Annotated in this window: 22 protein-coding genes; 17 read left to right on the top strand and 5 right to left on the bottom strand. The window is 48.9% G+C overall.

The window, feature by feature from the left end; genetic code table 11:
- The first annotated feature begins 14 nt into the window (after positions 1-14).
- The 12 genes from F3J40_RS04405 to F3J40_RS04350 all read left to right on the top strand — a co-directional run bounded on the left by F3J40_RS04405 (position 15) and on the right by F3J40_RS04350 (position 12,505).
- Positions 15-677, top strand: a complete 663-nt coding sequence (locus F3J40_RS04405) for a DedA family protein (RefSeq protein ID WP_167012726.1) — start codon at positions 15-17, stop codon at positions 675-677.
- 135 nt (positions 678-812) lie between these two features.
- The gene (gene accD, locus F3J40_RS04400; RefSeq protein WP_017345408.1) at positions 813-1,724 is read left to right on the top strand and encodes an acetyl-CoA carboxylase, carboxyltransferase subunit beta; all 912 of its coding nucleotides are present in this window, start codon (positions 813-815) and stop codon (positions 1,722-1,724) included.
- 65 nt (positions 1,725-1,789) lie between these two features.
- Complete coding sequence (folC, locus tag F3J40_RS04395) at positions 1,790-3,055, top strand: bifunctional tetrahydrofolate synthase/dihydrofolate synthase (protein ID WP_167012725.1); 1,266 nt, start codon at positions 1,790-1,792, stop codon at positions 3,053-3,055.
- The gene (dedD, locus tag F3J40_RS04390; RefSeq protein WP_167012724.1) at positions 3,045-3,818 is read left to right on the top strand and encodes a cell division protein DedD; all 774 of its coding nucleotides are present in this window, start codon (positions 3,045-3,047) and stop codon (positions 3,816-3,818) included. Before folC ends, dedD begins: the two co-directional genes overlap by 11 nt.
- 244 nt (positions 3,819-4,062) lie before the next feature.
- The gene (gene cvpA, locus F3J40_RS04385) at positions 4,063-4,548 is read left to right on the top strand and encodes a colicin V production protein (RefSeq protein WP_017345411.1); all 486 of its coding nucleotides are present in this window, start codon (positions 4,063-4,065) and stop codon (positions 4,546-4,548) included.
- A 37-nt stretch (positions 4,549-4,585) separates the two neighbouring features.
- On the top strand, positions 4,586-6,103 hold the full coding sequence (purF, locus tag F3J40_RS04380) for an amidophosphoribosyltransferase (RefSeq protein ID WP_167012723.1): 1,518 nt from the start codon (positions 4,586-4,588) through the stop codon (positions 6,101-6,103).
- Between the two features lie 167 nt (positions 6,104-6,270).
- The gene (locus tag F3J40_RS04375) at positions 6,271-6,837 is read left to right on the top strand and encodes a UbiX family flavin prenyltransferase (RefSeq protein ID WP_017345413.1); all 567 of its coding nucleotides are present in this window, start codon (positions 6,271-6,273) and stop codon (positions 6,835-6,837) included.
- A gap of 251 nt (positions 6,838-7,088) precedes the next feature.
- On the top strand, positions 7,089-7,871 hold the full coding sequence (gene argT / locus F3J40_RS04370) for a lysine/arginine/ornithine ABC transporter substrate-binding protein ArgT (RefSeq protein ID WP_026042333.1): 783 nt from the start codon (positions 7,089-7,091) through the stop codon (positions 7,869-7,871).
- Between the two features lie 171 nt (positions 7,872-8,042).
- Positions 8,043-8,729 (top strand): histidine ABC transporter permease HisQ, encoded by a 687-nt coding sequence (locus tag F3J40_RS04365; protein WP_167012722.1) that lies wholly within the window; start codon positions 8,043-8,045, stop codon positions 8,727-8,729.
- Positions 8,726-9,442 (top strand): ABC transporter permease, encoded by a 717-nt coding sequence (locus F3J40_RS04360; protein WP_017345416.1) that lies wholly within the window; start codon positions 8,726-8,728, stop codon positions 9,440-9,442. Before F3J40_RS04365 ends, F3J40_RS04360 begins: the two co-directional genes overlap by 4 nt.
- A gap of 8 nt (positions 9,443-9,450) precedes the next feature.
- Complete coding sequence (gene hisP / locus F3J40_RS04355) at positions 9,451-10,224, top strand: histidine ABC transporter ATP-binding protein HisP (RefSeq protein ID WP_017345417.1); 774 nt, start codon at positions 9,451-9,453, stop codon at positions 10,222-10,224.
- Between the two features lie 157 nt (positions 10,225-10,381).
- Entirely contained in the window at positions 10,382-12,505 is a 2,124-nt protein-coding gene (locus F3J40_RS04350; protein WP_167012721.1) for a hypothetical protein, read from the top strand.
- A gap of 3 nt (positions 12,506-12,508) precedes the next feature.
- On the opposite strand, the gene F3J40_RS04345 is transcribed toward F3J40_RS04350, so the two are convergent.
- Entirely contained in the window at positions 12,509-13,411 is a 903-nt protein-coding gene (locus tag F3J40_RS04345; protein ID WP_167012720.1) for a TIGR01777 family oxidoreductase, read from the bottom strand.
- A gap of 164 nt (positions 13,412-13,575) precedes the next feature.
- On the opposite strand from F3J40_RS04345, the gene yfcF reads away from it, so the two are divergent.
- From yfcF to F3J40_RS04325, 4 genes are all read left to right on the top strand, one after another.
- A complete protein-coding gene (gene yfcF / locus F3J40_RS04340) occupies positions 13,576-14,217 on the top strand; it encodes a glutathione transferase (protein WP_167012719.1) in 642 nt (213 codons plus the stop codon).
- Positions 14,218-14,331: 114 nt separating this feature from the next.
- Positions 14,332-14,850, top strand: a complete 519-nt coding sequence (gene yfcD, locus F3J40_RS04335) for an NUDIX hydrolase YfcD (protein ID WP_167012718.1) — start codon at positions 14,332-14,334, stop codon at positions 14,848-14,850.
- Positions 14,851-15,049: 199 nt separating this feature from the next.
- Complete coding sequence (locus F3J40_RS04330; RefSeq protein WP_167012717.1) at positions 15,050-16,675, top strand: hypothetical protein; 1,626 nt, start codon at positions 15,050-15,052, stop codon at positions 16,673-16,675.
- A gap of 29 nt (positions 16,676-16,704) precedes the next feature.
- On the top strand, positions 16,705-18,768 hold the full coding sequence (locus F3J40_RS04325; protein ID WP_167012716.1) for a hypothetical protein: 2,064 nt from the start codon (positions 16,705-16,707) through the stop codon (positions 18,766-18,768).
- A gap of 30 nt (positions 18,769-18,798) precedes the next feature.
- On the opposite strand, the gene pta is transcribed toward F3J40_RS04325, so the two are convergent.
- Together pta and ackA are read right to left on the bottom strand one after the other, a co-directional pair.
- A complete protein-coding gene (gene pta / locus F3J40_RS04320; protein ID WP_167012715.1) occupies positions 18,799-20,952 on the bottom strand; it encodes a phosphate acetyltransferase in 2,154 nt (717 codons plus the stop codon).
- 68 nt (positions 20,953-21,020) lie between these two features.
- Positions 21,021-22,223: an acetate kinase gene (gene ackA, locus F3J40_RS04315; RefSeq protein ID WP_167012714.1), complete on the bottom strand. Its 1,203-nt coding sequence runs from the start codon at positions 22,221-22,223 to the stop codon at positions 21,021-21,023.
- A gap of 334 nt (positions 22,224-22,557) precedes the next feature.
- Here ackA and yfbV point away from each other — a divergent pair, with 334 nt between their 5' ends.
- On the top strand, positions 22,558-23,010 hold the full coding sequence (yfbV, locus tag F3J40_RS04310; protein ID WP_017345427.1) for a terminus macrodomain insulation protein YfbV: 453 nt from the start codon (positions 22,558-22,560) through the stop codon (positions 23,008-23,010).
- A gap of 59 nt (positions 23,011-23,069) precedes the next feature.
- Here yfbV and yfbR read toward each other — a convergent pair whose 3' ends face one another.
- Both yfbR and F3J40_RS04300 read right to left on the bottom strand, forming a co-directional pair.
- Positions 23,070-23,669, bottom strand: a complete 600-nt coding sequence (gene yfbR, locus F3J40_RS04305; protein ID WP_167012713.1) for a 5'-deoxynucleotidase — start codon at positions 23,667-23,669, stop codon at positions 23,070-23,072.
- 66 nt (positions 23,670-23,735) lie between these two features.
- A complete protein-coding gene (locus F3J40_RS04300) occupies positions 23,736-24,953 on the bottom strand; it encodes a pyridoxal phosphate-dependent aminotransferase (protein WP_017345429.1) in 1,218 nt (405 codons plus the stop codon).
- Positions 24,954-25,793: the final 840 nt, after the last annotated feature.

Here is a 25,793-nt window from a genome sequence, read left to right as displayed (position 1 = left end):
AAAAGGAAGCACGCATGGAACTCATTCATCAGTTAATTGATTTTATTTTGCATATTGATGTGCATTTACAGGCGCTGGTGGCGCAGTACGGCGTGTGGATCTACGCCATTCTGTTTCTCATCTTGTTTTGCGAGACGGGTCTGGTTGTTACGCCATTCCTGCCGGGTGATTCTTTGCTGTTTGTTGCCGGGGCGTTGGCTGCCGTACCAGGCAGCGCACTGGATGTGCATATGATGGTGGTGTTGCTGGTGATTGCGGCAATTTTGGGGGATGCGGTGAACTACACCATCGGGCGGCTGTTCGGCGATAAGCTGTTCAGTAATCCGAACTCACGTATCTTCCGCCGTAGCTATCTGGACAAGACCCACGGCTTCTATGAACGTCACGGGGGCAAGACCATTATTCTGGCGCGCTTTGTGCCTATTGTGCGTACTTTTGCACCGTTTGTGGCGGGCATGGGAAAAATGACCTATCGCCAGTTCGCATTGTTTAACATTATTGGAGGATTGGCTTGGGTCATTCTCTTCTCTTACGCGGGTTACTTCTTCGGTAACATTCCCGCTATACAACAGAATCTTCACTACCTGATCGTCGCAATTATCGTCTTTTCGGTTCTGCCAGGTGTGGTGGAAATCCTGCGTCATCGTTACCAGGCGCGGCAGCAAAAGCAGCCGTGAGAAGGGGTAAGACCAGATTTTTATCCACAGCGCTAAACGGTTGTGGTTTAATGAACGACATTTACTGGCGGCTGTTGGCGATATCAGTCGCCGCAGGACGACTGGACCAGGTCAGTTTAAACAGAAAGGTCATCAATGAGCTGGATTGAACGCATTCTTAATAAAAGCAACGTTACGCCTGTACGCCGTGCCAACATTCCGGAAGGAGTATGGACGAAGTGTGACAGCTGTGGTCAGGTACTGTACCGCGCAGAGCTGGAGCGTAATCTTGAAGTCTGCCCGAAGTGTGATCACCACATGCGTATGCATGCGCGTGACCGCCTGAACAGCGTGCTGGATCAGGGCTCTCAGGTAGAGTTGGGGAGTGAACTGGAGCCGAAAGATCTGCTCAAGTTCCGCGATCAGAAGAAGTATAAAGATCGTCTGGTGGCAGCACAGAAACAGACTGATGAAAAAGACGCATTGATCGTAATGAAAGGGACCTTGCACGGTATGCCCGTTGTGGCTGCTGCCTTCGAGTTCTCTTTCATGGGCGGTTCAATGGGTTCAGTAGTGGGTGCGCGTTTCGTGCGTGCCGTTGAGCAGGCACTGGAAGATAACTGCCCGCTGATCTGCTTCTCCGCCAGTGGCGGTGCCCGTATGCAAGAAGCGCTGATGTCGCTGATGCAAATGGCAAAAACCAGTGCTGCACTGGCAAAAATGCAGGAACGTGGTCTGCCGTACATTTCAGTACTGACTGACCCAACCATGGGTGGCGTTTCTGCGAGCTTCGCAATGTTGGGCGATCTCAACATCGCTGAGCCTAAAGCGCTGATCGGCTTCGCGGGTCCTCGCGTTATCGAGCAGACCGTGCGTGAAAAACTGCCGCCGGGCTTCCAGCGCAGTGAGTTTCTGATCCAGAAAGGCGCGATTGACATGATCATTCGTCGTCTGGAAATGCGCGATCGTCTGGCCAGCCTGCTGGCAAAAATGATGAACCTGCCTGCTCCGGTGCAACACGCTGAGCAGCCGGAAACAACGGCTGAACCGCAAAGCAACGAGGCCTGACAGGAGATGGAAAAGCCCGTTCGCGGGCTTTTCGCCAATGCACCGTAAAATCGCAAACGGGACACATGGAAAATCTGCTTCCTCAAGCCACGTCGCCTTTGGCCACGTGGCTTTATTATCTTGAAAACCTGCATACGCAGGCCATCGAACTTGGGCTGGACCGCATTCGCCGCGTGGCAGAGCGTCTGGACCTGCTAAAACCTGCCCCCTTTGTATTTACCGTCGCGGGTACTAACGGCAAAGGCACCACGTGCCGCACGCTGGAAACGCTGCTGATGGCCGCAGGCTATCGCGTTGGTGTGTATAGTTCGCCACATCTGGTCCGTTATACCGAACGTGCGCGTATTCAGGGCGCAGAGCTGAGCGAAGCGCACCACACCGCCAGTTTTGCTGCTATTGAAGCCGGGCGAGGGGATATCTCACTTACCTATTTCGAATTTGGCACGCTCTCCGCGTTGAACCTGTTTCAACAGGCGCAGCTGGACGTGGTGATCCTTGAAGTGGGCCTTGGCGGCCGCCTCGATGCCACCAACATTGTCGATGCTGACGTCGCGGTAGTGACCAGCATTGCACTCGACCACACCGACTGGCTGGGGCCAGATCGCGAAAGCATTGGCCGTGAAAAAGCCGGTGTCTTCCGTGCTGGCAAACCCGCTGTGGTGGGTGAACCGGATATGCCCGCCAGCATCGCTGCCGTTGCCGCTGAGAAAGGTGCGCAGTTGTTGCAACGCGATGTTCAATGGTCTTACAGCGCTGCGGCGAACCACTGGTCATTCCGTGATGCTGAGGGCGAGTTAAACGATCTGCCACTGCCGCAGGTACCGTTGCCAAACGCGGCGACAGCACTGGCCGCTCTGCGTGCCTCCGGCCTTAACGTCAGTGAAGCGATTATACGCCAGCATCTGCCGCTCGCGATCTTGCCGGGTCGATTCCAGACCATCAGTGAAGCACCGCGCGTGATTCTGGATGTAGCGCACAACCCCCATGCAGCTCACTATCTGGCAAGCCGGCTGGCAGAGGTTCCACGTCAGGGCAAAGTCCGTGCCGTGGTAGGAATGCTGCATGATAAAGATATCGCCGGTACGCTGGCCGCGCTGTCACCGCAAATCGACCACTGGTACTGCGCCCCGCTTGAAGGGCCACGTGGGGCCAAAGCCGATGAGCTGATGGCGCATCTGTCCGGTGCTGAGGCGTTTAGCGATGTGGATTCCGCATGGCATGCCGCGCTTCAGCAGGCTCAACCGCAGGACATCGTGCTGGTGTGTGGATCGTTCCATACCGTGGCGCAGGTGATGACACTGCTGGAAACGGAGAAGTCCTGTGGCAAGTAAGTTTCAGAATCGCATGGTCGGTACGGTGATTCTGGTCGCTATCGGCGTGATTGTGCTGCCCGGCCTGCTGGACGGTAAAAAGAAGCACTTTAAAGAGGAGTTTGCGGCAATCCCGCTGGTGCCTAAACCGGGCGATCAGCAGGACAATGAAGCGCTCCCTCCGGTGACGCAAACGCTGCCCGCTCAGCCACCCGCTGGTGCAGGAAATGCAGTGAGCAGCGCGGACGCTGTCGCCAGTAACAGCGCTGCCCAGGCGAATGCCAAGGCAGGGCAACAGCCAGTGGTGACACCTCCGCCGGTTCACACCAGCGTTGCGAAGAAAAATGACACCCTGATCACCACCAACGAAAACGTGAAGCCGAAACCGGTAGAAACCGTGAAGCCGAAAGCACCAGAGCCGGTTAAACCGAAACCAAAACCGGTAGAAACGGTGAAGCGTGCGGAGCCAGAGCGCAGTCAGGAGCCGGTGGCAGCACCTGAACGTCCCGCGCCAGAGCCCGCGAAGAACGATGCGCCAACCGGACAGGCATTTATCGTACAGCTTGGTGCGTTGAAAAATGCGGACAAGGTGAACCAGATTGTCGCGCAGCTGCGATTGTCGGGTTATCGCGCGTGGACAGTGCCTTCGACGCCCGTTGCAGGGCAGATCACCCGTATTTACGTCGGCCCGGATGCCTCAAAAGCGAAGATGCAGGAAGCGCTGGGAGAACTGAAGAGCGTCTCTGGCTTAAGTGGTGTGGTTAAGCCTTACAGCGCACGTTAATTTGCCTAAACGATTGCAGTAACAGGCACAGGCTGGCACAAAAAGTTAAGCCAGACCGTGCCTGAAAAATATTATGATTCAATAGGTTACTATTGTGATTCTCTCAGGGGCGAGGAAATTTATTTTCTTCGCCCTTTTTCTCCATACGGAGAAGGAAAACCGCTACGCAAACGTTTTCTTTTTCTGTTAGAATGCGCCCCGAACTGGATGCAGGGGTGCAGCGGCACTGGCGCAGGAAGAGTTCATGAACTGGATTGATTACGTTATTATTGCAGTGGTTAGTTTTTCGGCCCTGGTAAGCCTGATTCGTGGCTTTGTCCGGGAAGCCTTATCCCTCTTCACCTGGGGATGTGCGTTTTTTGTCGCCAGTCATTATTACCCCTTCCTTGCAGTCTGGTTTACAGGTTTCAACGACGAACTGGTTCGTAACGGGATCGCCATCGCGGTGCTGTTCGTTGCTACCCTTATTGTGGGAGCGATTGTGAACTATGTGATCGGCACGCTGGTGGAAAAAACTGGCCTGTCGGGCACTGACAGGGTGTTGGGCGTCTGTTTCGGGGCATTGCGCGGTGTGCTGATTGTCTCTGCCATGCTGTTTTTCCTCGATACATTCACCGGCTTTTCCAAAAGCCCCGACTGGCAACAGTCGCAACTTATCCCTCAGTTCAGCTATATAATCAGGTGGTTCTTTGATTACCTGAAAAGCACGTCAAGTTTTTTACCCCGGTGATACCACCGGGAGTGCGGCTTAATGAGGAAATGACAACATGTGCGGTATTGTGGGTATCACCGGATTTATGCCGGTTAACCAATCGATCTATGACGCGTTATCGGTGTTACAGCACCGTGGCCAGGATGCAGCAGGCATTTGCACCATTGATGCACTTAACTGCTTCCGCCTGCGCAAAGCCAATGGTCTGGTCAACGACGTTTTCGAAGCTCGTCACATGCAGCGTCTGCAGGGCAACATGGGCATTGGTCACGTGCGCTACCCGACTGCGGGCAGCTCCAGCGCGTCAGAGGCTCAGCCTTTCTACGTCAACTCCCCTTACGGTATTACCCTGGCGCACAATGGCAACCTGACCAACGCACACGAACTGCGTAAGCAGCTGTTCGAGCGTGGTCGCCGTCATGTTAACACCACCTCTGACTCCGAAATTCTGCTGAACGTGTTTGCGCAGGAAGTTGATCGCTTCCAGCACTTCCCGTTAGAAGCTGAAAATATTTTTGCGGCAGTCGCAGCAGTACACCAGCAGGTGCGCGGTGCCTATGCGGTAGTGGCGATGATTATCGGTCACGGTATGGTTGCGTTCCGCGATCCAAACGGTATCCGTCCACTGGTGATGGGTAAACGTGTTCTGGCTGATGGCCGTACCGAGTATATGGTCGCTTCTGAGAGCGTGGCACTGGATACCCTGGGCTTCGATTTCATTCGTGACGTTGCACCGGGTGAAGCTGTGTTCATCACTGAAGAGGGCCAGCTGTTTACCCGTCAGTGTGCGGAAAACCCTAAAAATAACCCATGCCTGTTCGAGTATGTTTACTTTGCTCGCCCAGACTCGTTCCTCGACAAAGTGTCTGTGTACAGCGCCCGCGTGCGTATGGGGACAAAACTCGGCGAGAAAATTGCCCGCGAGTGGGAAGATCTCGATATCGATGTGGTGATTCCAATTCCAGAGACCTCAACCGATGTGGCACTGGAAATTGCACGCATTCTGGACAAGCCTTATCGTCAGGGCTTCGTGAAGAACCGCTATGTGGGCCGTACCTTCATCATGCCTGGTCAGCAACTGCGTCGTAACGCTGTGCGCCGTAAGCTGAACGCCAACCGTGCTGAGTTCCGTGATAAGAACGTCCTGCTGGTAGATGACTCGATTGTTCGTGGTACGACTTCAGAGCAGATCATCGAAATGGCTCGTGAAGCCGGTGCGAAACGCGTTTATCTCGCCTCCGCCGCGCCAGAAATTCGTTTCCCGAACGTGTATGGTATTGATATGCCAACCCCAACGGAACTGATTGCCCACGGGCGTGAAGTGGATGAGATTTGCCAGCTGATCAAAGCGGATGCGCTGATTTTCCAGGACCTCAATGACCTGATTGAAGCGGTACGCGAAGAGAACCCGGATATCGAACAGTTTGAGTGCTCGGTGTTCAATGGCATTTATGTGACCAAAGACGTGGATCAGCCTTATCTGGATTATCTCCAGTCGCTGCGCAATGACGATGCTAAAGCGGTCGCGCGTCAGAACGAAGTGGAAAGCCTGGAATTGCATAACGAAGGTTAATTTTCCCGCGTTAGCAATCGGTTACGTTGAAAAAGCCCGGATTTTCCGGGTTTTTTTATGCCCGCCATAAGGGAATGATAATTCTTTGCGCTTTCCACACGTGAATTCCCCTTAACACCCACTTTCACGCTACTATACCCTTTTTGTAGGGCCGTTAAGGACTGGTTATGAAAAGACTCATCATTGGCATCTCAGGTGCCAGCGGCGCGCTGTATGGCGTAAGGATGTTGCAGGTGCTGCAACCCGTTGCTGATGTGGAAACCCATCTGGTGATGAGCCAGGCGGCACGCCAGACGTTGGCGCTGGAGAGTGACTACTCACTGCGTGAGGTGCAGGCACTGGCGGATGTGGTGCACGATGCGCGTGATATTGCCGCCAGCATTTCGTCCGGATCGTTTAAAACTCTGGGTATGGCCATTGTGCCTTGTTCCATGAAAACGCTGTCAGGCATTGTGCACAGCTACAGCGACAGCTTGTTGACCAGAGCAGCAGATGTGGTGCTGAAAGAGCAGCGCAAACTGGTGCTGTGCGTCAGGGAAACACCTCTGCATCTTGGTCATTTGCGGATGATGACCACCGCCGCAGAACTGGGTGCGGTGATCATGCCACCGGTTCCGGCGTTTTATCATCGGCCGACCTCTATTAACGATCTGGTTGATCAGACCGTAAATCGCGTGCTCGATCAATTTGATATTGCCCTGCCTGAAGACCTGTTTACCCGCTGGGGAGAGTAAAAACAGGTAATGCATTAAAAAGGTGCATAAATCGCTGTGCGATCACATTTCGTGCAGCGGTTGCACCAAAAATGTTCGCCACCTCATTTTCCTCGCCACACTGCTGTTATATTGCCTGCGCGGTAGGCTATTTCTGCACGTTTTTAGCGCCTTTAACGGCCTGATAACTTGCGGTTCTGGCATAAAAAATGCAAATTATTCCGCGCACACATCACAGATCACATAACAAAAAGCACTTACAGAGGTTATCTATGAAGAAGCGAGTTCTGGCTCTTTCTCTGATGCTCGGTTTGACTGCGGCGACCAGCGTTTTTGCTGCGGTGCCGTCTTCTATTCGCATCGGAACTGACCCAACTTACCCACCGTTCGAATCCAAGAATGCTCAGGGGCAACTGGTTGGCTTTGATATCGATCTGGCAAATGAGATCTGTAAACGTATCCAGGCCAAATGTACCTATGTTGAAAGCGATTTTGATGCGCTTATCCCCTCGCTGAAAGCGAAGAAGATCGATGCGATTATTTCTTCACTCTCTATTACGGAAAAACGCCAGGAAGAGATAGCCTTCACTGAAAAACTCTATGCAGCCAATTCTCGTCTGGTCGCGCCTAAGGGATCGACATTACAGCCGACCATTGAATCGCTGAAAGGTAAAAACATCGGATTGCTGCAGGGCACTACGCAGGAAACTTACGCCAATGAGTACTGGCGGCCAAAAGGCGTGACCGTAACGCCATATGCAAACCAGGACCTGGTCTATCAGGATCTTAATGCCGGACGCATTGATGCAGCCTTCCAGGATGAAGTTCAGGCAAGCGAAGGTTTCCTGAAGCAGCCGGTTGGGCAGAAATATGCATTCGCGGGTCCATCCGTGAAGGATGATAAGATTTTTGGCGTGGGTACCGGTATGGGACTGCGCAAAGATGATACAGACTTGAAGGCTGCCATCGATAAAGCGTTTGAATCAATGCGTAAAGACGGCACCTACGATAAACTGGCGAAGAAGTACTTTGATTTCAATGTGTACGGTGACTGAGTAAAACCTGTCGTCGATACCCTTGATATTCCGGGCCGCAGGGAAGCGTACCGATCGTTAATGTGCAAAACATGACGATGGGGCTGCTCCGCTGCGGCTCGGGTCTTTCGGGTATCGCTGTTCTGAAGCTTGAACAGCGCTGCGTTTCCACCTCTCGACAGGATCAATTCCATGTTATATGGCTATTCTGACGTAATTATAAAAGGCACTCTGGTGACCCTGGAGCTGGCTCTCAGCTCGGTGTTATTGGCAGTGATTCTCGGCCTGATTGGGGCCGGAGCAAAACTTTCTGGCAACCGGCCACTGGCCTTGCTGTTTGAAGGCTACACCACGCTTATCCGTGGCGTGCCCGATCTGGTACTGATGCTGCTGATTTTCTACGGCTTGCAGATCGCACTGAACACCGTAACGGATGCGCTGGGAATGGCACAGTTGGATATCGACCCCATGGTGGCCGGTATTATCACGCTGGGCTTTATCTACGGGGCTTATTTCACCGAAACCTTCCGTGGTGCGTTCATGGCCGTCCCTAAAGGACAAATTGAAGCCGCAACCGCTTTTGGCATGACCGGCGCACAGACTTTCCGTCGCGTGCTGTTCCCGGCCATGATGCGCTTTGCGCTGCCGGCCATCGGAAATAACTGGCAGGTGATTTTAAAAGCCACCGCACTGGTTTCACTGCTGGGGCTGGAAGATGTGGTGAAAGCGACGCAGTTGGCAGGGAAAAGTACCTGGCAGCCGTTCTATTTCGCTATTGTCTGTGGTGTGATCTATCTGGTGTTTACCACCCTGTCGAATGGGGTGTTGTTGTGGCTTGAACGCCGTTATACCGTTGGCGTGAAGAGGGCCGAGCTATGATGGATATTATTCAGCAGTACTGGCAGGCGTTGCTGTACTCCGATGGCTACCGTCTGACTGGCGTGGCCATGACGCTGTGGCTATTAATCGTTTCGGTACTGCTTGGAGGCTGCCTGGCCGTGGTGCTGGCCATTGGCCGCGTCTCACCTAACCGTTATATTCGTTTCCCGATTTGGCTGTTTACCTATGTGTTCCGCGGCACACCGCTCTACGTGCAGTTGCTGGTGTTCTACACCGGTATGTACACCCTGGAGGTGGTCAAAGGCACTGAATTACTCAATGCCTTCTTCCGTAGTGGGCTGAACTGTACGCTGCTGGCCTTTACCCTCAATACCTGTGCTTACACCACCGAGATTTTTGCCGGTGCCATTCGCTCGGTAAATCACGGCGAGATCGAAGCTGCACGTGCTTACGGCTTTTCAACGTTTAAGCTCTATCGCTGCATTATTCTGCCTTCGGCGCTGCGCAGTGCCTTACCGGCGTACAGCAATGAAGTGATTTTGATGCTGCACTCTACCGCACTGGCGTTTACCGCTACCGTGCCGGATCTGCTGAAAGTGGCCCGCGATATCAACGCCGCCACCTATCAACCGTTCACCGCGTTTTCCATCGCAGCGGTGCTCTATCTGATTATCTCTTATGTGCTGATTACCCTGTTCCGTAAAGCGGAACGTCGTTGGCTGGCACATGTAAAACCCGCTTCTTCGCATTGAGTATAACTATGGCTGACAATAAATTAAGCGTAACTGAACTGCATAAACGCTATGGTGAACATGAGGTGCTGAAAGGCGTCTCCTTGCAGGCGAATGCTGGTGATGTCATCAGCATTATCGGCTCTTCCGGATCCGGGAAAAGTACCTTTTTGCGCTGCATTAACTTTCTCGAAAAACCGAGTGAAGGCACGATCTCGGTGAATAACGAGTTGATTAATATGGTGCGTGACAAGGACGGGCAGCTTAAAGTTGCTGATAAAGAACAACTCCGTTCATTACGTACTCGCCTGACCATGGTGTTCCAGCACTTTAATCTCTGGAGCCATATGACAGTGCTGGAGAACGTGATGGAAGCACCGATTCAGGTTCTGGGCTTAAGTAAAGCGGAAGCTCGTGAGCGAGCGATTAAGTATCTGGAGAAGGTCGGTATTGATGAGCGCGCTCGCGCAAAATACCCGATTCACCTCTCCGGTGGGCAGCAGCAGCGTGTTTCTATTGCGCGTGCGTTGGCGATGGAACCCGAAGTACTGCTGTTTGATGAGCCCACTTCGGCGCTCGATCCTGAGCTAGTGGGCGAAGTGCTGCGCATTATGCAAAAACTGGCGGAAGAGGGCAAAACCATGGTGGTGGTGACGCATGAAATGGAGTTTGCTCGCCATGTGTCCAGCCAGGTGATTTTCCTGCACCAGGGGAAAATTGAGGAGCAGGGCGCGCCAGGTGAGCTGTTTGACAACCCGAAAAGTCCGCGTTTACAGCAATTTTTAAAAGGTTCATTGAAATAACGTGGCGTCATCAGGGCAAGAGTCCTGATGACTTTGCTGCCGAACTCATCACGTTTCCGGGTTACAGATAAGTTGAATTTATCTAATAACCCTGACAAAACATTGCCTTGATTTTGCAATATCAGGGCAATGTTTGAGTCTACTAACGAGATGAGCTATGACCAGAATATTGCCTTTCACTCCTCCTCTTCCACTTTTAAGTGATGTAAAACAAAGGCTAATAACGGCTTTTCCGCGAACATCTGCCCAGCAAGACTTACAACGTAGTGCTGAGGTAGTGAGTTATTCCTGGCCACTACCCGGTGCCAGTGCGGCAAAAGCTAAAGCCAGCCCGCCGAAAAAAATCAAGTTAGCCGTATCTTCAGTGCAAAAAAAAATAGCCCAGAGTAGGATATTTCGCCACAAAACAAGAAGTCGATCAGTAAGAAGAAAGGACGAGCGAAAATATGAACTAAATAATGCGGCACGTAATGCAATCGCGGTACCAGGCGCAGCGCAGGGAAATCATCACGCGGGTGATGGTTCAGCCAAAGAGAGCATGACATCCTATGGTACCTATGGCAGTTATGTAGGTACAAAAAATAAACTGGCAGCAATAGATCGAGAGGAATTTGAAAAAAAGAGTAATTCCACCGAGGGTGTTGAGTCATCCCATCCTGCCTTAATGAATGGAAAGGTTTCTCTTGGTTTGCCATCGCAAGGAACCTCAGAGCGAACCACTGTGGCACCAGAAATTAAAGCTGAACGGATTGAAACGGAGAGTAAAGTTAATTCAGAACATTTACGAGATAAAAATCTGCGCTGCCTCTATATCACGAACGTACAAGAGTGCTATGAATACATGAGGTTAATGCGCTATAGCAAAGAGAGTAACTATATTTGTTTGGACTCTTCTCTATCTCGTAAGTTTGATCATGTCTTTCACGATGCAGTACACAAAGAAAATATGGCTCCAAGAGAGGTTATCTTTAGCCATGTTAACAGGCATCAGAGTCAGGGGGGGATGCAATTCAATAATTTTCGTGAAATACCTGGCGTGATATCTGAGCGGAAAATGAATACTAAAGAGATGATTAAAAGAAATCCAGATTCGGTCTTCTCCGTGCTGACGTTGTCAGTTGTATCGAATGAGTCTATTAAACAAAACAACATTAGTGCTAAGTTTGTCATTCCTGAAAACAGGTTTAAACTCTTTAAATCACCCGCGCCTGTAGGCACAGGTGGATATTTTATTGCTTATCATATCAACAAATGCCGTGAAAATAATGGATATAACGCAGGTTTTATTCCTGTAGATATTGTCGATAACTTTATTATGCTCCAGGATCAGGAGACTGGATTGATGTTGAGTGGGGATAATATCAATAACTTTATAAGCGGCATAAGTAAAGTGACCGGATTAAAATATCACTACAATGATAATGCTAATCGCCACCGCATGGAATCGGAGATGGCAGAGAATTATTTAATAAAAACGCAATCACTATTTATCAACCAAAATACAACGCTGAGAGGATTTTGCTCTCTGGGAGATGTTAACGAGGATTTGACATTTTTTTCTGCTGTCGGAGAGATAACGTATGGGAGTAATACGAATTTCCCTCTCTACAGAAATTGTTTTACACTTTTAGATGAATCACTGATTTATGTTAATGAAAATGGTGAGGAGGGGAGGTTCAAAGTTTCATCGACAGGGAAAAATAGCTCATATTATACACTCTCACCTGAATCGTTAGATGACGCAAGGCTCTATAGCCAGGCCGGATTTCTACACAGGGAGAACTACACCCGGCAAATGTTAATTAATCATTTGCAGGGAAAAGGAGTTAATTATCTTCCATTTGACAATGGCTTTGATTTCTCAGCTAAAGCTGATGGTTTTTATATGGATATTGAGTTGCCTGATGATGGGCAGTCAATGCTGGAAGATGCTACAGAATCTGAAAGTACTACAGAAACTGAAAGTACTACAGAAACTGAAATGACGACCACAGAAAGAGGGTTGCCATTTTCAGACCACGATAGTCTCTCCCATTTATTTTCATTTCACAATAATATACTTCGGTATTATGATGATGATGGCGAATATGGAGAGCTATTTTTCACGCCCCAGCACAGTAACCTTTTAAGACTTGATTATAATCTCACGGCAGCGCAAAGAATTTTTTTGCAAAAAATAAAGGTTGTCCCTGGCCTTTATTACAATACCAGCGAGATTATGACCAGGCTTGAAAATGCTACCTTTGTAAATTATCCGGATATGCAATTACCAGAGTATTAAGGGTTACGCCTTCCTGAGTAAATCGGTGATTGATGTCTCCAGATTGTGCCAGCGGAACTGGAAACCAGACGCTTCGAGTTTCTGTGGTAACACATGCTGCCCCCCTAACACCAGGACAGAAGATTCACCCATCATTAATCGGATTGCCATTGTCGGCGTCCGCATAAATGCCGGGCGATGCAATGCCCGGCCCAAAATGGCGGCGAACTGTTCGTTGCGAACGGCATAAGGTGAAACGAGGTTAATGGGGCCACTCAGTTGCGGATGTGTTATCAACCAGAGCACTGCGCTGATCCAGTCTTCAATATGAATCCATGAGAGGTACTGTTTACCACTGCCGATAGGGCCACCAATACCGAGGCGAAAGGGAAGGGTCATTTTACTCAAAGCACCGCCTTGTGGCGTTAAAACAACGCCGGTACGCAGCAAACAAACCCGGGTTTCGGCACTTTGTGCTGTCAGCGCAATTTGCTCCCAGCGGGCACAAAGCTGATGGGTAAACTCGTTTTGCCCGGCATCCTCTTCCGTCAAGACCAGGTCACCACTGTTGCCATAAAAGCCAATTGCCGAACCGGAAATCAGCAATGCTGGAGGCTGGGAGCTGGCTTTAATCAGTGTGACCAAACGTTCGGTTATCTGCCAGCGGCTGTCACATAAACGTTGTTTTTGGCTTTCACTCCAGCGTTTATCGGCAATCGGCTCACCTGCCAGATTGATCACCACATCGATGCCATTCAAATCAGTTTGTTGCTCCAGCCCAGACCAGAGTGCAACCTGTGCGCCCAGAACAGCACGTGCTGCCGCTACGTCACGAGTGACAACACTGACTTGATGTCCCTGTTGGAAGAGTTCCGGGATGAGATGGCGACCTATTAGCCCGGTGCCTCCGGTGAGTAAAATATGCATTAGCGGTTCTCCTGCTCTTGTTATAGCTTCAGCATAGAAGAGTCTGCTTGACGTGTTTGTGCGCTATGCGTTTTTTTCACTATCCGCATGGAAAGGTCGATTGCCTGAGTCAGAAAAAACGGGTAAAGATGAACCTGTTGATAACTATCCAACTGAGGTCGCCAATGGATTACCCTGCCATCACGTTGTGGGTTGATAGTGATTTTTTTAGCCCTTATGCACTTTCCGCTTATGTTGCTTTAAAAGAGAAAGGCCTGGATTTCCAGTTACGTTCTGTTGACTTGTCGAGCCAGCAACAAGCCTCAGACAGCTATCGTGCGGTTTCACTGACGCGTAGGGTTCCCAGCCTGCAGGTGGGGGAATTTCTGTTGAGTGAGTCTTCGGCTATCACTGAGTATCTTGAAGAACGTTTTCCGGCGCCGGAATATGAACGCCTCTATCCACGTGATATAGAGAAGCGCGCCCGCGCCCGAGAGATACAGGCATGGCTACGCAGTGATTTTTTGCCAATACGTGAGGAGCGGCCAACGTCGGTGATTTTTGCTGCGGCACGATTTGCCCCGTTAAGTGAAACAGCCACGTTGGCAGGGAAAAAACTGATTGATGCAGTATTACAACTGCTACCCGAAGGACAGCAGAATGTGTTTGGTGAATGGTCAATCGCAGATACCGATCTGGCGGTGATGCTAAACAGGTTGGCACTGCACGGCGATCTTCTACCACAGCGGCTGAGTGATTATGCAGCGTTTCAGTGGCAACGTGCTTCCATACAACTGTGGCTGTCTGAGCCTGGAAGAAACGGCTGAGGATTTTTCCAGGCTTGTACATAATTGCGGAAGTGATTACCTTACGCATCACACGACAAATAAACTCGCTAACCCGCGTGATAAGCGGAGCGGAGTCTGACGGGAAAAAACAGGATGGCGGATCAAACAACCGGTGATGGTATTGAGTGGGTTGATATTGTCAGCGAAGACGATGAAGTCATCGCACAAGCAACCCGTGCACAAATGCGTGCGCAAACCTTACGTCACCGTGCAACTTACATCGTAGTACACAATGGGATGGGCAAGATTTTGGTGCAACGCCGCACTGAAATTAAAGACTTTATGCCGGGCATGTTGGATGCCACTGCTGGGGGCGTGGTGCAAAGCGGTGAGGATATGCTGGAATCTGCTCGTCGTGAAGCAGAAGAGGAGCTGGGCATCGCTGGTGTTCCATTTGCCGATCACGGTAAGTTCTATTTTGAAGATCAGCATTGCCGCGTTTGGGGCGGTTTGTTTAGCTGTGTTTCTCATGGCCCCTTTGCGATGCAGGAAGAAGAGGTTGATGAGGTCATCTGGATGACCCCAGAGGAGATTACTGCGCGTTGTGATGAGTTTACCGATGACTCTCTCAAAGCCCTGTCATTATGGCTCAGCCGTAACAGCGAAGCCTGATCCCACCAGACTGCCGGTTAAAAGGACGTTTCCCGGCAGGATTTTCCCACTCTTGTCTCGCTTCTGCATCTTTAAATCCTCTCGCTGGTCTTCATTTGAACTTCACCACCACACCGACGACATATGGCTATCATTTATATTATGTCGGCTATGGGTTGGTGGGTTTTTTAATTTAAAATGAAACTGAACTGGAGGTTTAATGTCGCTAGCGGGGATCTCATCATCTACAGTAAATAATTACACAGGTATTGAATTAGAGCGCGGGAGAAATAAAGCAAGAAGTTTGGATGTGGGTGGTTTTGAAAGTAACTATTTCAATAATAATCTTGTTCCGGTAATTGGCAGTGAGCTCTTGCCGACACCACAGGCTCGCGGGAGTAAGCCGAAACCCCAAAAAATCCCCATAATAAGTAAACCGGGTAGAACACTGTTGAATTCTCGAAAAAAAACAAGTGTCATTTACACCCGTGCAAAAAACCTGAAGTGGGGCCGTAATTCGGCAAGGAAAATAAATGAGGGGAAGGATGATCCAGGGCGTGAGAGTATGATGTCAGCGCGTTCTGATGTTTTCGGCGTAATAAACAAAAAGAATCCCATGGAGATTCAGCGTGGCAAGAAAAAAGATGCCGTAGAAGAGGGTGGTTTATCTCCTTCAGAGATTAATCGAAGTGGAAATATTACATACACTCAGGGATTACCAATATCAAATGAGAGTAATTCCAAAAAAACAGGCTCTGGCTTGGCTCAACCGGTTACCCGCATCATTCCTTTTACGACACCTGAACAAACGCTGGATATAATATTTGCATCACGTCTGCGCTCGGAGTCAGTCTATTTTTCTGTTCCAGTGGGTCTCTCACCACCTTTTGAAATGTATTACGATTTTCCTCTCAATAACGCGCAGATCAAAGATGGGGATATTGTATACTTTCAGTCTTTTTGTGAAGAGGATAATTCACTTCATCTGCCAAATGAAATCCGATCTTTATCTCCAGCGTTAGATAAAGTTGGTATCTATTCAGCGATGACCATCACTGCTTTTAGTCCAGAAAAAGTGAAAATGTATAATTTGTCACCAGATAGCGTGTTACCACCGAACAGTTTCAAGTTGGTAGAATATCGTGGACGGCAGAATGACAGTAATTTGCTGCTTGTCTGGCATCGACATCGGCCAATCAGTGAGGGGGGGAGCCGTACGGCCATCGCTGAAATTTCTACTGAGCAGGGACGTTATCAGTTAATTGATAAAAATACGGGCTATCATTTTAGCAGTGATAATATTCGTGACTTTATTGCGGGTGTTGAACGTGTGAGTGGATTAACTTTCTCCGATGGAACAGCGGTCATGCATAAAAGGGGAACAGTCATCAGGCATGCCATAAAAAGCAACCAACAAAGAAATTTTTTTATTGAAGCAAATAAAACCAGTCAGACTATTAGTTCCACGCTAGACCTGAAAATTGACGAGGGTAACGATCTTTTTTCATCATTCGATGCGCTAAATAATAGTAAACATGGTTTGCTCTATCGTAATAGTTTTATTTTTGAAAATGAGTCCTTACACTACATTGATATGCAAGGAAAATATGGTGGCGTTAATTTCAAAAAACACCCCACTAATCCATCACTCTTTCAAATAGATGATGACGGATCGACGGTGTTATTTTTACGCGAAAAAGGAATCTTAAAAGGGTACTTTTACACGAAAAAAGAAATGAGTGACATGCTAACAGATTATGGATATACAGACATAAATAACATCAAGGGTATTTCATCTCAGGAACCACGGTTAGATAACTTCTATATTACCTATCACAATGTTTAATTGTATTATTAATAGCCAGGTAAAAGCGTATGAATATATCATCTGTCAATTTATCCTTACCTTTAAATGTTTCAGAGAGTCTTAATGAATTCAGCGAGATGAAATTAGAAGAAACGACAGTAAGACCCCTTGCTGTCGCCTCTGAGATGTTGCCACAGCCACAAGCCCGTAAAGGTAAAAGTTCAGGTTCACATGGACCCAAACCTAAGAAACCTTCTGGCTACAGCACTGCATATCAAGGACGGGCAAGCGGCGTGTCTACACAGGGGATTCAGCATGGCTCGCGAAAATTAATCAATATGTTGTCGAATAGGCAGCCACCTACCACCAGTATTAATCAGGGCTTAGCGTCTGGTGGACTGGGTGATCGCAAGGAAATAAACCGATATTCTCTGGTAGTAAAAACGGCTAGAAAATCTGTTGAACGTAAGAAACTGCGGAGTAGAAATAAAAATGATGCTGAGCGTGATAAGTTTGTTAAGGTCAAGGAAGCAAACTTCCGCTTTGGTTTAATCTCTAAAGCAAGAAATAGTAATAAAAGAAATGATTTCAACGTCAATCAAAACAGTCAAGGTGAATTGATAAATAACACGAGATTGCGTGGAGGTTCAGGTAGCATTAACTTGCCATCTTGCCTTATTTTTCATGATAAAGAAAAAGCAGAGTTGCAACTGAAAAAAATGCGATTAATGCAGGTTGGTTTTCCATTTTGCGTATCTGAGAATGCAGTTGATTTATTTGAGGGTTTTTTCCGAAGACCACTTTCTGTTGGTGAGGATGTCATATTTTCTTATCCAGTCAAAGAGAGATTTTCGGATTATGCAAATCTGGTTGAAATTAATAAATTTCGCGGCATGGGGCAACTGTTAGATCAGGTTCCTGGTCGAAATAGCATGATAAAAGGTGATAGTATCTATTCTGTCATGAGTCTCTCATTGTTATCATTAGAACAGATAGAAGAGAGGAAGATTAGAAGTGAAAATATATTACAACCTGATTGTTTTAAAATAATCCAATACCAACAGTTTGATGGAAATCATCAGTTTTATTTTGCCTACTGTCGCCAGTCTGGCGATTTCTATACAGAAATTAATGCAGGAATTATTCCTTTAGAGCGCCATGAAAATGGTCAGTTCAGTTTGCTGGATGAGAAAACAGGCTATCGGTTTATTGGCAGGAATTTACCTTGCTTAATTCATTCTCTGGAAGCAATGACGAGTATGAAATTTTCTCCAGGTGTAGGGGGGCGGTTTACTCAAGGTAGCGCTAATCACTCTGTTATTCCAACCGATAGCACCATGATTTATATCTCCTCAGAAAGCGTGACAGATCAGGAAGGCGAAATTAACAAACTGCTTATAGACAGAAATATCAATGTTTTTTCACCTGCGTTTTATCAACCCCAAGAAAGCGAAGGGATATTGGTGCTTTATCCTAACACTTACGTCATAAGAAACAATACTGTTATTTTTGTATCACCGGACGGAACCGGCGGAAGAGTTGATTTTCTTCCCGACGATAATACCAAAAATGATAGTCAATATGTTCTGGCCAGCGAACAGACACTCCCGCCACTTTTTTCTCAATTATTTTCATTTGGAGAACGTTATTCTCTAGATAAAATAGCAGGAGAAATGAATAAACAAGGGTTACATAAAATAAACGGCGTGGATAGTGGGAAAATAAATGATGTTGTTTCAGGAGGCGCTGACTTTGCAGTAATATCTGGAGGGGTGATGACAGCAGAGCATCTTAGTATTGATTATAATAAACAGGAAGTGAGCCAAAAACGTTATAATTCCTGTTTCTCCTATAATAATAGCAGATTAAGCTCAATTGATGAGCATGGCAGTCATTATTTAATGGGCTTTGTCGAAGATGATCAGAACCCTGGATTTTATCAAATAGATAACAATACGAGATCCGAGGATTTTGAATTTTACCAGCGTTGCGGTTTTAATCGTAAGAAAAAATACCAGGTCATCACCATTAACGACATGATGTACAGTAAGAAATATATTAAAGTGCCAGAGTCTGAATTAAAAAATTCGGATAATAAAATGCCTGCACATCAGGACAGGATAAAAATGTAGGGATAGCGTTTTGCGCTATCCCTTAGTGAGTTACACGCCAGCGTCTTCAGCCTGTTGTGACTGAATCGCCGTTAAAGCAATGGTGTAAACAATATCATCGACCAATGCACCGCGTGACAGGTCATTGACCGGTTTCCGCATCCCCTGGAGCATCGGGCCGATTGAGATAAGATCGGCGGAACGTTGTACTGCTTTGTAGGTAGTATTACCGGTATTCAAATCAGGGAAGATGAATACCGTGGCGCGTCCAGCCACCTGCGAATTTGGCGCTTTAGATTTTGCCACGTCTTCCATGATCGCTGCGTCATATTGCAGTGGGCCATCAATCACGAGATCAGGGCGTTTTTCCTGCGCGATACGCGTAGCTTCACGCACTTTTTCCACGTCACTGCCTGCGCCGGAATTACCCGTTGAGTAGGAAATCATCGCAACGCGGGGATCAATCCCAAATGCCTTCGCTGAATCAGCCGACTGAATGGCGATTTCGGCCAGTTGCTCTGGATTAGGATCGGGGTTAATGGCGCAGTCACCGTAGACCAGCACCTGCTCTGGCAGCAGCATGAAGAACACCGAAGACACCAGTGAGCTATTCGGCGCAGTCTTGATGAGCTGTAGCGGAGGACGAATGGTATTCGCGGTGGTATGAACCGCACCCGATACCAGACCATCCACTTCATTCCGTTCCAGCATCATGGTGCCGAGCATTACGTTGTCTTCCAACTGCTCTTCAGCCACCACTTCGGTCATGCCTTTGTTCTTGCGCAGCTCTACCAGACGCGCCACATAGTGTTGACGCACCTCTTCTGGGTTAACAATCTCGATGCCTTTGCCGAGTTCCACGCCCTGAGCCGCAGCGACACGCTGTATCTCTTCTGGATTACCCAGCAGTACGCAGGTCGCGATACCACGCTCAGCGCAGATCGAGGCGGCTTTAACCGTACGCGGCTCGTTGCCTTCTGGCAAAACGATACGCTTACCCGCTTTGCGTGCCAGCTCTGTAAGCTGATAACGGAATGCCGGCGGTGAGAGGCGACGGCTACGCTCTGAAGTGGCGGTCAGTGACTCAATCCATTCGGGACTGATAAAGCCGGCAACGTATTCCTGCACTTTCTCAATACGCTGTGTGTCGTCTGGCGGCACTTCAAGATTGAAACTCTGCAGGCTCAGGGAGGTCTGCCAGGTATTGGTATCGACCACAAATACCGGTAAACCGGTCTGGAAGGCACGCTCACACAGACGCGCAATATTGTCGTCAATGTCATAACCACCGGTCAGGAGAATGGCACCGATCTCAATGCCGTTCATGGCGGCAAGGCATGCTGCAACGATAACGTCAGGACGGTCAGCCGAGGTGACCAGCAGTGAGCCAGGGCGGAACAGTTGCAACATATGCGGAATGCTGCGCGCGCAGAAAGTCACAGACTTGATACGGCGGGTATGGATCTCACCTTCGTTCACGATGCGTGCTTTCAGGTGGTTTGCCATATCGATCGCACGGGTGGCGATCAGATCAAAACTCCATGGCACACAGCCGAGCACCGGCAGCGGACTGTTAGCGAACAGCTGCTTAGGATCGATATTGGCCACGCTGGCCTTGTTTGATTCGTCGAAGATCTCGGACAGATCCGGGCGTGTACGCCCCTGTTCGTCAACGGGTGCATTCAGCTTATTGATGATCACACCCGTGATGTTTTTATTTTTACGTCCGCCAAAACCACTTTGCGTCAGTTCAATACGCTCTTTCAACTGCGCGGGAGAATCGTTGCCCAGTGCGGTGACAAACACAATCTCTGCGTTGAGGGTTTTAGCGATTTCATAGTTCAGCGCGTTGGCAAACTGATGTTTGCGGGTAGGTACCAGACCTTCAACCAGCACGACTTCTGCATCTTTAGCATTTTCGTGATAGTTAGCAATGATCTCTTCCATCAAGACATCTTGCTGGTTTGCCCCCAACAGGGACTCGACGCGCGAGATGCGGATCGGTTCGGCGGCTGGGATAGCGGAATTTTTTCGGATGATGCTGGTGGTCTGGTCCAGGCTGTCATCGCCACTGCGTGGCTGAGCAACCGGTTTAAACACGCTGAGGCGCACGCCTTTGCGCTCCATCGCGCGAATTACACCAAGACTTACGCTGGTCAGGCCGACACTGGTTCCGGTCGGAATGAGCATAATTGTACGTGACACGGTTAACCTCTCCGGTTTTACAGGGTGTCAAAACAACACCGTCAGCCAGGTGCTGACGGTATAGAGAATCAGGCGGTCAGGCGCGCAGCATCCTGTGCGATTACCAGCTCTTCATTGGTAGGGATCACCACCGCTGGGCGTGTGCCGTCTGTATTGATAAACCCGGCTTTGCCAAAGCGCGCCGCCAGGTTACGGTCATGATCCACCTCAAAGCCCAGCAGCGCCAGTTTTTTCAGTGCCAGTTCGCGGACCAGTGCGGCGTTTTCACCGATGCCACCAGTAAAGATCACGGCATCAAGACGACCGTCCATCAGTGCTGCATAGCTGCCAATGTATTTCGCGAGGCGATGGCAGAAGACGTCCATCGCGCGTTTGGCATCTTCTTTCACGTTGTAGTTATCTTCAGCATAGCGGCAATCGCTGGTGACTTCGGTCAGGCCGAGCAGGCCGGACTCTTTGGTCAGCAGCTTATTGATAGCATCGACGGTCATGCCCAACGTATCGTGCAGGAAGAAGATGATGGCCGGATCGATATCACCACTGCGGGTGCCCATGACCAAACCTTCCAGTGGCGTTAAGCCCATTGAGGTGTCGACACAGATGCCGTTGCGGATCGCGGCAACGGACGCACCATTACCCAGATGGCAGGTGATGATATTCAGCGTGTCTACCGGCTTGTTCAGAAACTCAGCGGCTTGCTGAGTGACGTAGTAGTGGCTGGTGCCGTGTGCGCCATAGCGACGAATGCTGTGATCTTTATACAGTGAGTAGGGCAGGGCATAGAGATAAGACTCTTCCGGCATTGTCTGATGGAAAGCCGTATCGAAAACCGCGACATTTTTGTCGGCGAGCTGTGGGAAATTTTTTAGCGCTTCGTCTATACCGATGAGATGGGCTGGATTGTGCAATGGGGCGAAAGAGGAAGCATCTTTAATGCCCTGGATCACTTCCGAGGTGATCAGCACGGATTCCGTATATTTTTCGCCACCGTGTACGATGCGATGACCAATTGCAGCGATTTGTGCGGAAAGGTCTGGCTTTTGTGCCAGAATAGTTTTAACAATGAAGTGCAGTGCTTCACTGTGCGCAGCGCCAGCACCTAGCGGTGCTTCCTGCTTCTGGCCTTCCAGCTTCCATTTAATACGTGCTTCCGGGAGATGGAAGCACTCTGCCAGACCAGACAGATACTCATCGCCACTTGCAGGGTTGAGGATGGCAAACTTGAGTGATGAACTACCGCAGTTCAGAACCAGTACTAACTTACTCGACATGGAAGTACCTATTGATTAAGTGTGGCGTAAATTGGCGCAATCAGCCTAACAGGGTAGAGCATGTGCGCAGTTAAAATAATGACGGATATCATGCGCCAGCGATTTTGCGGCGACAATGCAAAAAAATTTATAAATTTTACGTGAAATTTTGATTTTTTGTTCTCGGGTACCCGCCTTCACGGTTTTTCTGGCAACTTTTGCCGGATGTTTGTTAAAAAACTGCGACAGAATAGCGGGTGTTGCTGTTAAAAAGCAAAAATAATTGAAAGATGTCACGTAAAGTTGTGTAGCTGTAAAAACAGTTTATTTATTGTGGTTTTAGTTGAGGTATGTAATGGCGAATGACTCCCGCACACACGGTTGGTTTCAAATTTTCCAGCGTGGACAACACTATATGAAGACCTGGCCGAACGATAAGCGCCTGGCTCCGGTGTTTCCTGAAAACCGGGTTATCACCGCTACGCGTTTTGCCGTTCGCTTCATGCCGCCGTTGGCGGTATTTGCCATGGCGTGGCAAATCGCTCTGGGTGGACAGCTTGGCCCGGCAGTAGCAACGGCGCTGTTTGCTTGTACGCTCCCGATGCAGGGACTCTGGTGGTTGGGTAAGCGCTCGGTAACCCCGTTACCGCCAACATTGCTGAGTTGGTTCCATGAAGTGCGCGCTAAACTTGAACAGGCGGGACAGGCTATTGCCCCCGTGGAAGGAAAACCGACTTATCAGGCGCTGGCTGATGTTTTGAAGCGAGCCTTTAAGCAGCTTGATCGTACTTTTCTCGACGACCTCTGAAAGCCATTTAAAGAACCCAGGCCTATGCTCCGTGTTTAGTGGGCCCGGCCTGGGAACGATTAGAGTGGGGTATCTTGCGAAATCTCATCCAGAGAGAGGCTAAAGCTTGGGATGAACACCTCCATAAAGTAGTCCATCTCAGGTGAGCGCCGCTCTTGCAGCGTTTTCTCCAACCGTGCTTTCGCCGTCAAAAATTCATTATTTCCCGCTGACAGCTCTTCCAGGCATTTTACATAGGCACACAGCGCATCAGCCTGTTTGACCACGGCGTGCTCCTCCCGACTGGCTTGATGTTCATCCAGCAATGGGCTCCAGATATCCTGTAGCTCCTCGGGTAACATCTGAATGAGCTTCTTTTGGGCGATTTTTTCAATCTTTTTGTATTCGTGGGCGATTTGCGCGTTGTAATACTTAACCGGTGTGGGTAAATCGCCGGTCAGCACTTCACTGGCATCGTGATAGAGCGCCAACATTCCGATGCGATCGGCATTGACGTTGCCGGAGAATTTTTTGTTTTTAATGACCGCCAGCGCATGGGCCACCATCGCGACCTGTAAGCTATGTTCTGAGACGTTTTCTGTGCGTACGTTACGCATTAGCGGCCAGCGGTTGATCAGTTTTAAGCGGGAGAGATTGGCAAAAAAGTGGCTTTGAATCATGCATTATCCTGTGCGTAGTTGGGGAGGATCGACCTCCCCATAAACATAGCGAACTGGCGCAGGTGACTACTGGCGATAACCTTCCAGGAAGCGGCCAAATTTGCTGATAGCCATTTCCAGATCGTCAACACGTGGCAGCGTTACAATGCGCACATGATCCGGCCACGGCCAGTTAAATGCCGTGCCCTGTACCAGCAAGACCTTTTCCTGCAACAGGAAGTCTAGCACCATCTTCTGGTCATCCATCAGGTTGAATTTCTTCGCGTCAATACGTGGGAACATATACAACGCGCCCTGCGGTTTAACGCAGCTGACGCCAGGAATTTCATTGATCAATTCCCAGGCACGCTGACGTTGCTCATACAGACGACCGCCAGGCACAATGAATTCACTGATGCTTTGATAGCCCCCAAGCGCGGTCTGAATGGCATGCTGTGCAGGAACATTGGCGCACAGGCGCATTGAAGCCAGCATTTCTAAGCCTTCAATGTAACCTTTAGCATGTTTTTTCGGTCCGTTGAGCACCATCCAGCCTTGACGGAAACCGGCAACGCGATAAGTCTTTGACAGGCCATTAAAGGTGACGGTGAGCAGATCCGGTGCCAGTGCGGCAATGGAGTGGTGCTGTGCTTCGTCATACAGGATTTTGTCGTAGATCTCATCGGCAAAGATAATCAGGTTGTGCTGACGGGCGATCTCAACGATCTCCAGCAGCAGCTCTTTACTGTATACCGCACCCGTTGGGTTATTCGGGTTGATAATCACAATACCACGGGTACGTGGGGTGATTTTGCTGCGGATATCGTCAAGATCCGGGAACCAGCCAGCGGATTCATCACACAGATAGTGCACGGCTTTTCCGCTAGAGAGCGACACGGCCGCCGTCCATAGAGGATAATCCGGTGCTGGCACCAGCATTTCATCACCGCTGTTGAGCAAGGCTTGCATCGCCTGCACAATCAACTCTGAAACACCGTTGCCGATATAGATGTCTTCTACCGTCATGTCGCGCATTTCGCGCGCCTGGTAGTGCTGCATGATTGCTTTACGTGCGGAATAGAGGCCTTTTGAATCGCAATATCCCTGTGCACTTGGCAGGTTACGGATGACATCGACCAGAATTTCATCGGGCGCTTCAAAGCCAAATGGCGCAGGGTTGCCAATATTGAGTTTGAGAACTTTATTGCCTTCTTCTTCCAGACGTTTTGCTTCTTTTAATACCGGACCACGAATATCGTAGCAGACGTTTTCCAGCTTACCTGATTTATCTATTTGAAAATTCATTCTTAATTCGCCTTACACATCATGTCTTGATACAGGCACAACACCGATCAGGACAATGTACTCTTCTGTATGCCACAAAAGAAGGGTAACGGGGTGTTTTATGCATTTCACCCTGTTTTTTTGATAAAAATGGATTATAATTTTATCTAAATGCTATTTTGTGAATTCATTATCTTTTTTTTGTCTTTTTTGGCGTTTTTTATACTTTTGGTGGCGTTGCAGTATTGTAAACGATTTTATCCGCAAGTTAACCCGCAAATTAAGTAGTTTTTCAAGGGTTTCCCCCGCTGAGTACAGGTGTAAACTCCACGAAATAGTTAAGCATTTTTTTATAGATCACCGCTAAACGATGATGCGTTCATGGGTGTTGCCATTATGTGCTTAAGTGTGCAGGTTTTCAGCCAAATCTCCCTGCGTTTATAGCCCTGAATATGGTAAACCTTGCCATACGGTTTAGTCGGCATTTTTTCGCATTCAAGCCTGGTCTTGGTGTGTTTTCACGGTATTTAAGGTAAGGAGGGCTTAAAATCGGATCAGGGATGTGCCAGGATGTGCGAAAAATCACATTTGGTCAAAATTTGCGATAATTGACGCAAAATAATTTCCATTTTCCGGGTAAAAATGATTAAGTATAATTTACTATTTGAAGTTGCTTATCGCTAACGGATAGCTTATCCGGAGGCGTTTTATATTGTCTCGTATGGTCATTTTTTTAAACGAGGCGCCAGGTAAATTCACAGCTCGCAGTCGATCGTTTTCGCGACGGCTTCAGAAGTTGTTCCTGCCTGTATTGCGGTTGTCCTCCGTTCTGGGACAATGTGCTCGTCGGTTTAACACCGG

Source organism: Candidatus Pantoea multigeneris, assembly GCF_011752615.1.
Lineage (GTDB): Bacteria > Pseudomonadota > Gammaproteobacteria > Enterobacterales > Enterobacteriaceae > Pantoea > Pantoea multigeneris.
The sequence above is the reverse complement of the archived record's forward strand: the minus strand, read 5'-3'. Positions and strand labels throughout refer to the sequence as shown.

Coding starts and splice junctions, on each gene's coding strand:
- F3J40_RS04405 (WP_167012726.1), top strand. CDS start 15: ATGGAACTCATTCATCAGTTAATTGATTTTATTTTGCATATTGATGTG.
- accD (WP_017345408.1), top strand. CDS start 813: ATGAGCTGGATTGAACGCATTCTTAATAAAAGCAACGTTACGCCTGTA.
- folC (WP_167012725.1), top strand. CDS start 1,790: ATGGAAAATCTGCTTCCTCAAGCCACGTCGCCTTTGGCCACGTGGCTT.
- cvpA (WP_017345411.1), top strand. CDS start 4,063: ATGAACTGGATTGATTACGTTATTATTGCAGTGGTTAGTTTTTCGGCC.
- purF (WP_167012723.1), top strand. CDS start 4,586: ATGTGCGGTATTGTGGGTATCACCGGATTTATGCCGGTTAACCAATCG.
- F3J40_RS04375 (WP_017345413.1), top strand. CDS start 6,271: ATGAAAAGACTCATCATTGGCATCTCAGGTGCCAGCGGCGCGCTGTAT.
- argT (WP_026042333.1), top strand. CDS start 7,089: ATGAAGAAGCGAGTTCTGGCTCTTTCTCTGATGCTCGGTTTGACTGCG.
- F3J40_RS04365 (WP_167012722.1), top strand. CDS start 8,043: ATGTTATATGGCTATTCTGACGTAATTATAAAAGGCACTCTGGTGACC.
- F3J40_RS04360 (WP_017345416.1), top strand. CDS start 8,726: ATGATGGATATTATTCAGCAGTACTGGCAGGCGTTGCTGTACTCCGAT.
- hisP (WP_017345417.1), top strand. CDS start 9,451: ATGGCTGACAATAAATTAAGCGTAACTGAACTGCATAAACGCTATGGT.
- F3J40_RS04350 (WP_167012721.1), top strand. CDS start 10,382: ATGACCAGAATATTGCCTTTCACTCCTCCTCTTCCACTTTTAAGTGAT.
- F3J40_RS04345 (WP_167012720.1), bottom strand. CDS start 13,411: ATGCATATTTTACTCACCGGAGGCACCGGGCTAATAGGTCGCCATCTC.
- yfcF (WP_167012719.1), top strand. CDS start 13,576: ATGGATTACCCTGCCATCACGTTGTGGGTTGATAGTGATTTTTTTAGC.
- yfcD (WP_167012718.1), top strand. CDS start 14,332: ATGGCGGATCAAACAACCGGTGATGGTATTGAGTGGGTTGATATTGTC.
- F3J40_RS04330 (WP_167012717.1), top strand. CDS start 15,050: ATGTCGCTAGCGGGGATCTCATCATCTACAGTAAATAATTACACAGGT.
- F3J40_RS04325 (WP_167012716.1), top strand. CDS start 16,705: ATGAATATATCATCTGTCAATTTATCCTTACCTTTAAATGTTTCAGAG.
- ackA (WP_167012714.1), bottom strand. CDS start 22,223: ATGTCGAGTAAGTTAGTACTGGTTCTGAACTGCGGTAGTTCATCACTC.
- yfbV (WP_017345427.1), top strand. CDS start 22,558: ATGGCGAATGACTCCCGCACACACGGTTGGTTTCAAATTTTCCAGCGT.
- yfbR (WP_167012713.1), bottom strand. CDS start 23,669: ATGATTCAAAGCCACTTTTTTGCCAATCTCTCCCGCTTAAAACTGATC.
- F3J40_RS04300 (WP_017345429.1), bottom strand. CDS start 24,953: ATGAATTTTCAAATAGATAAATCAGGTAAGCTGGAAAACGTCTGCTAC.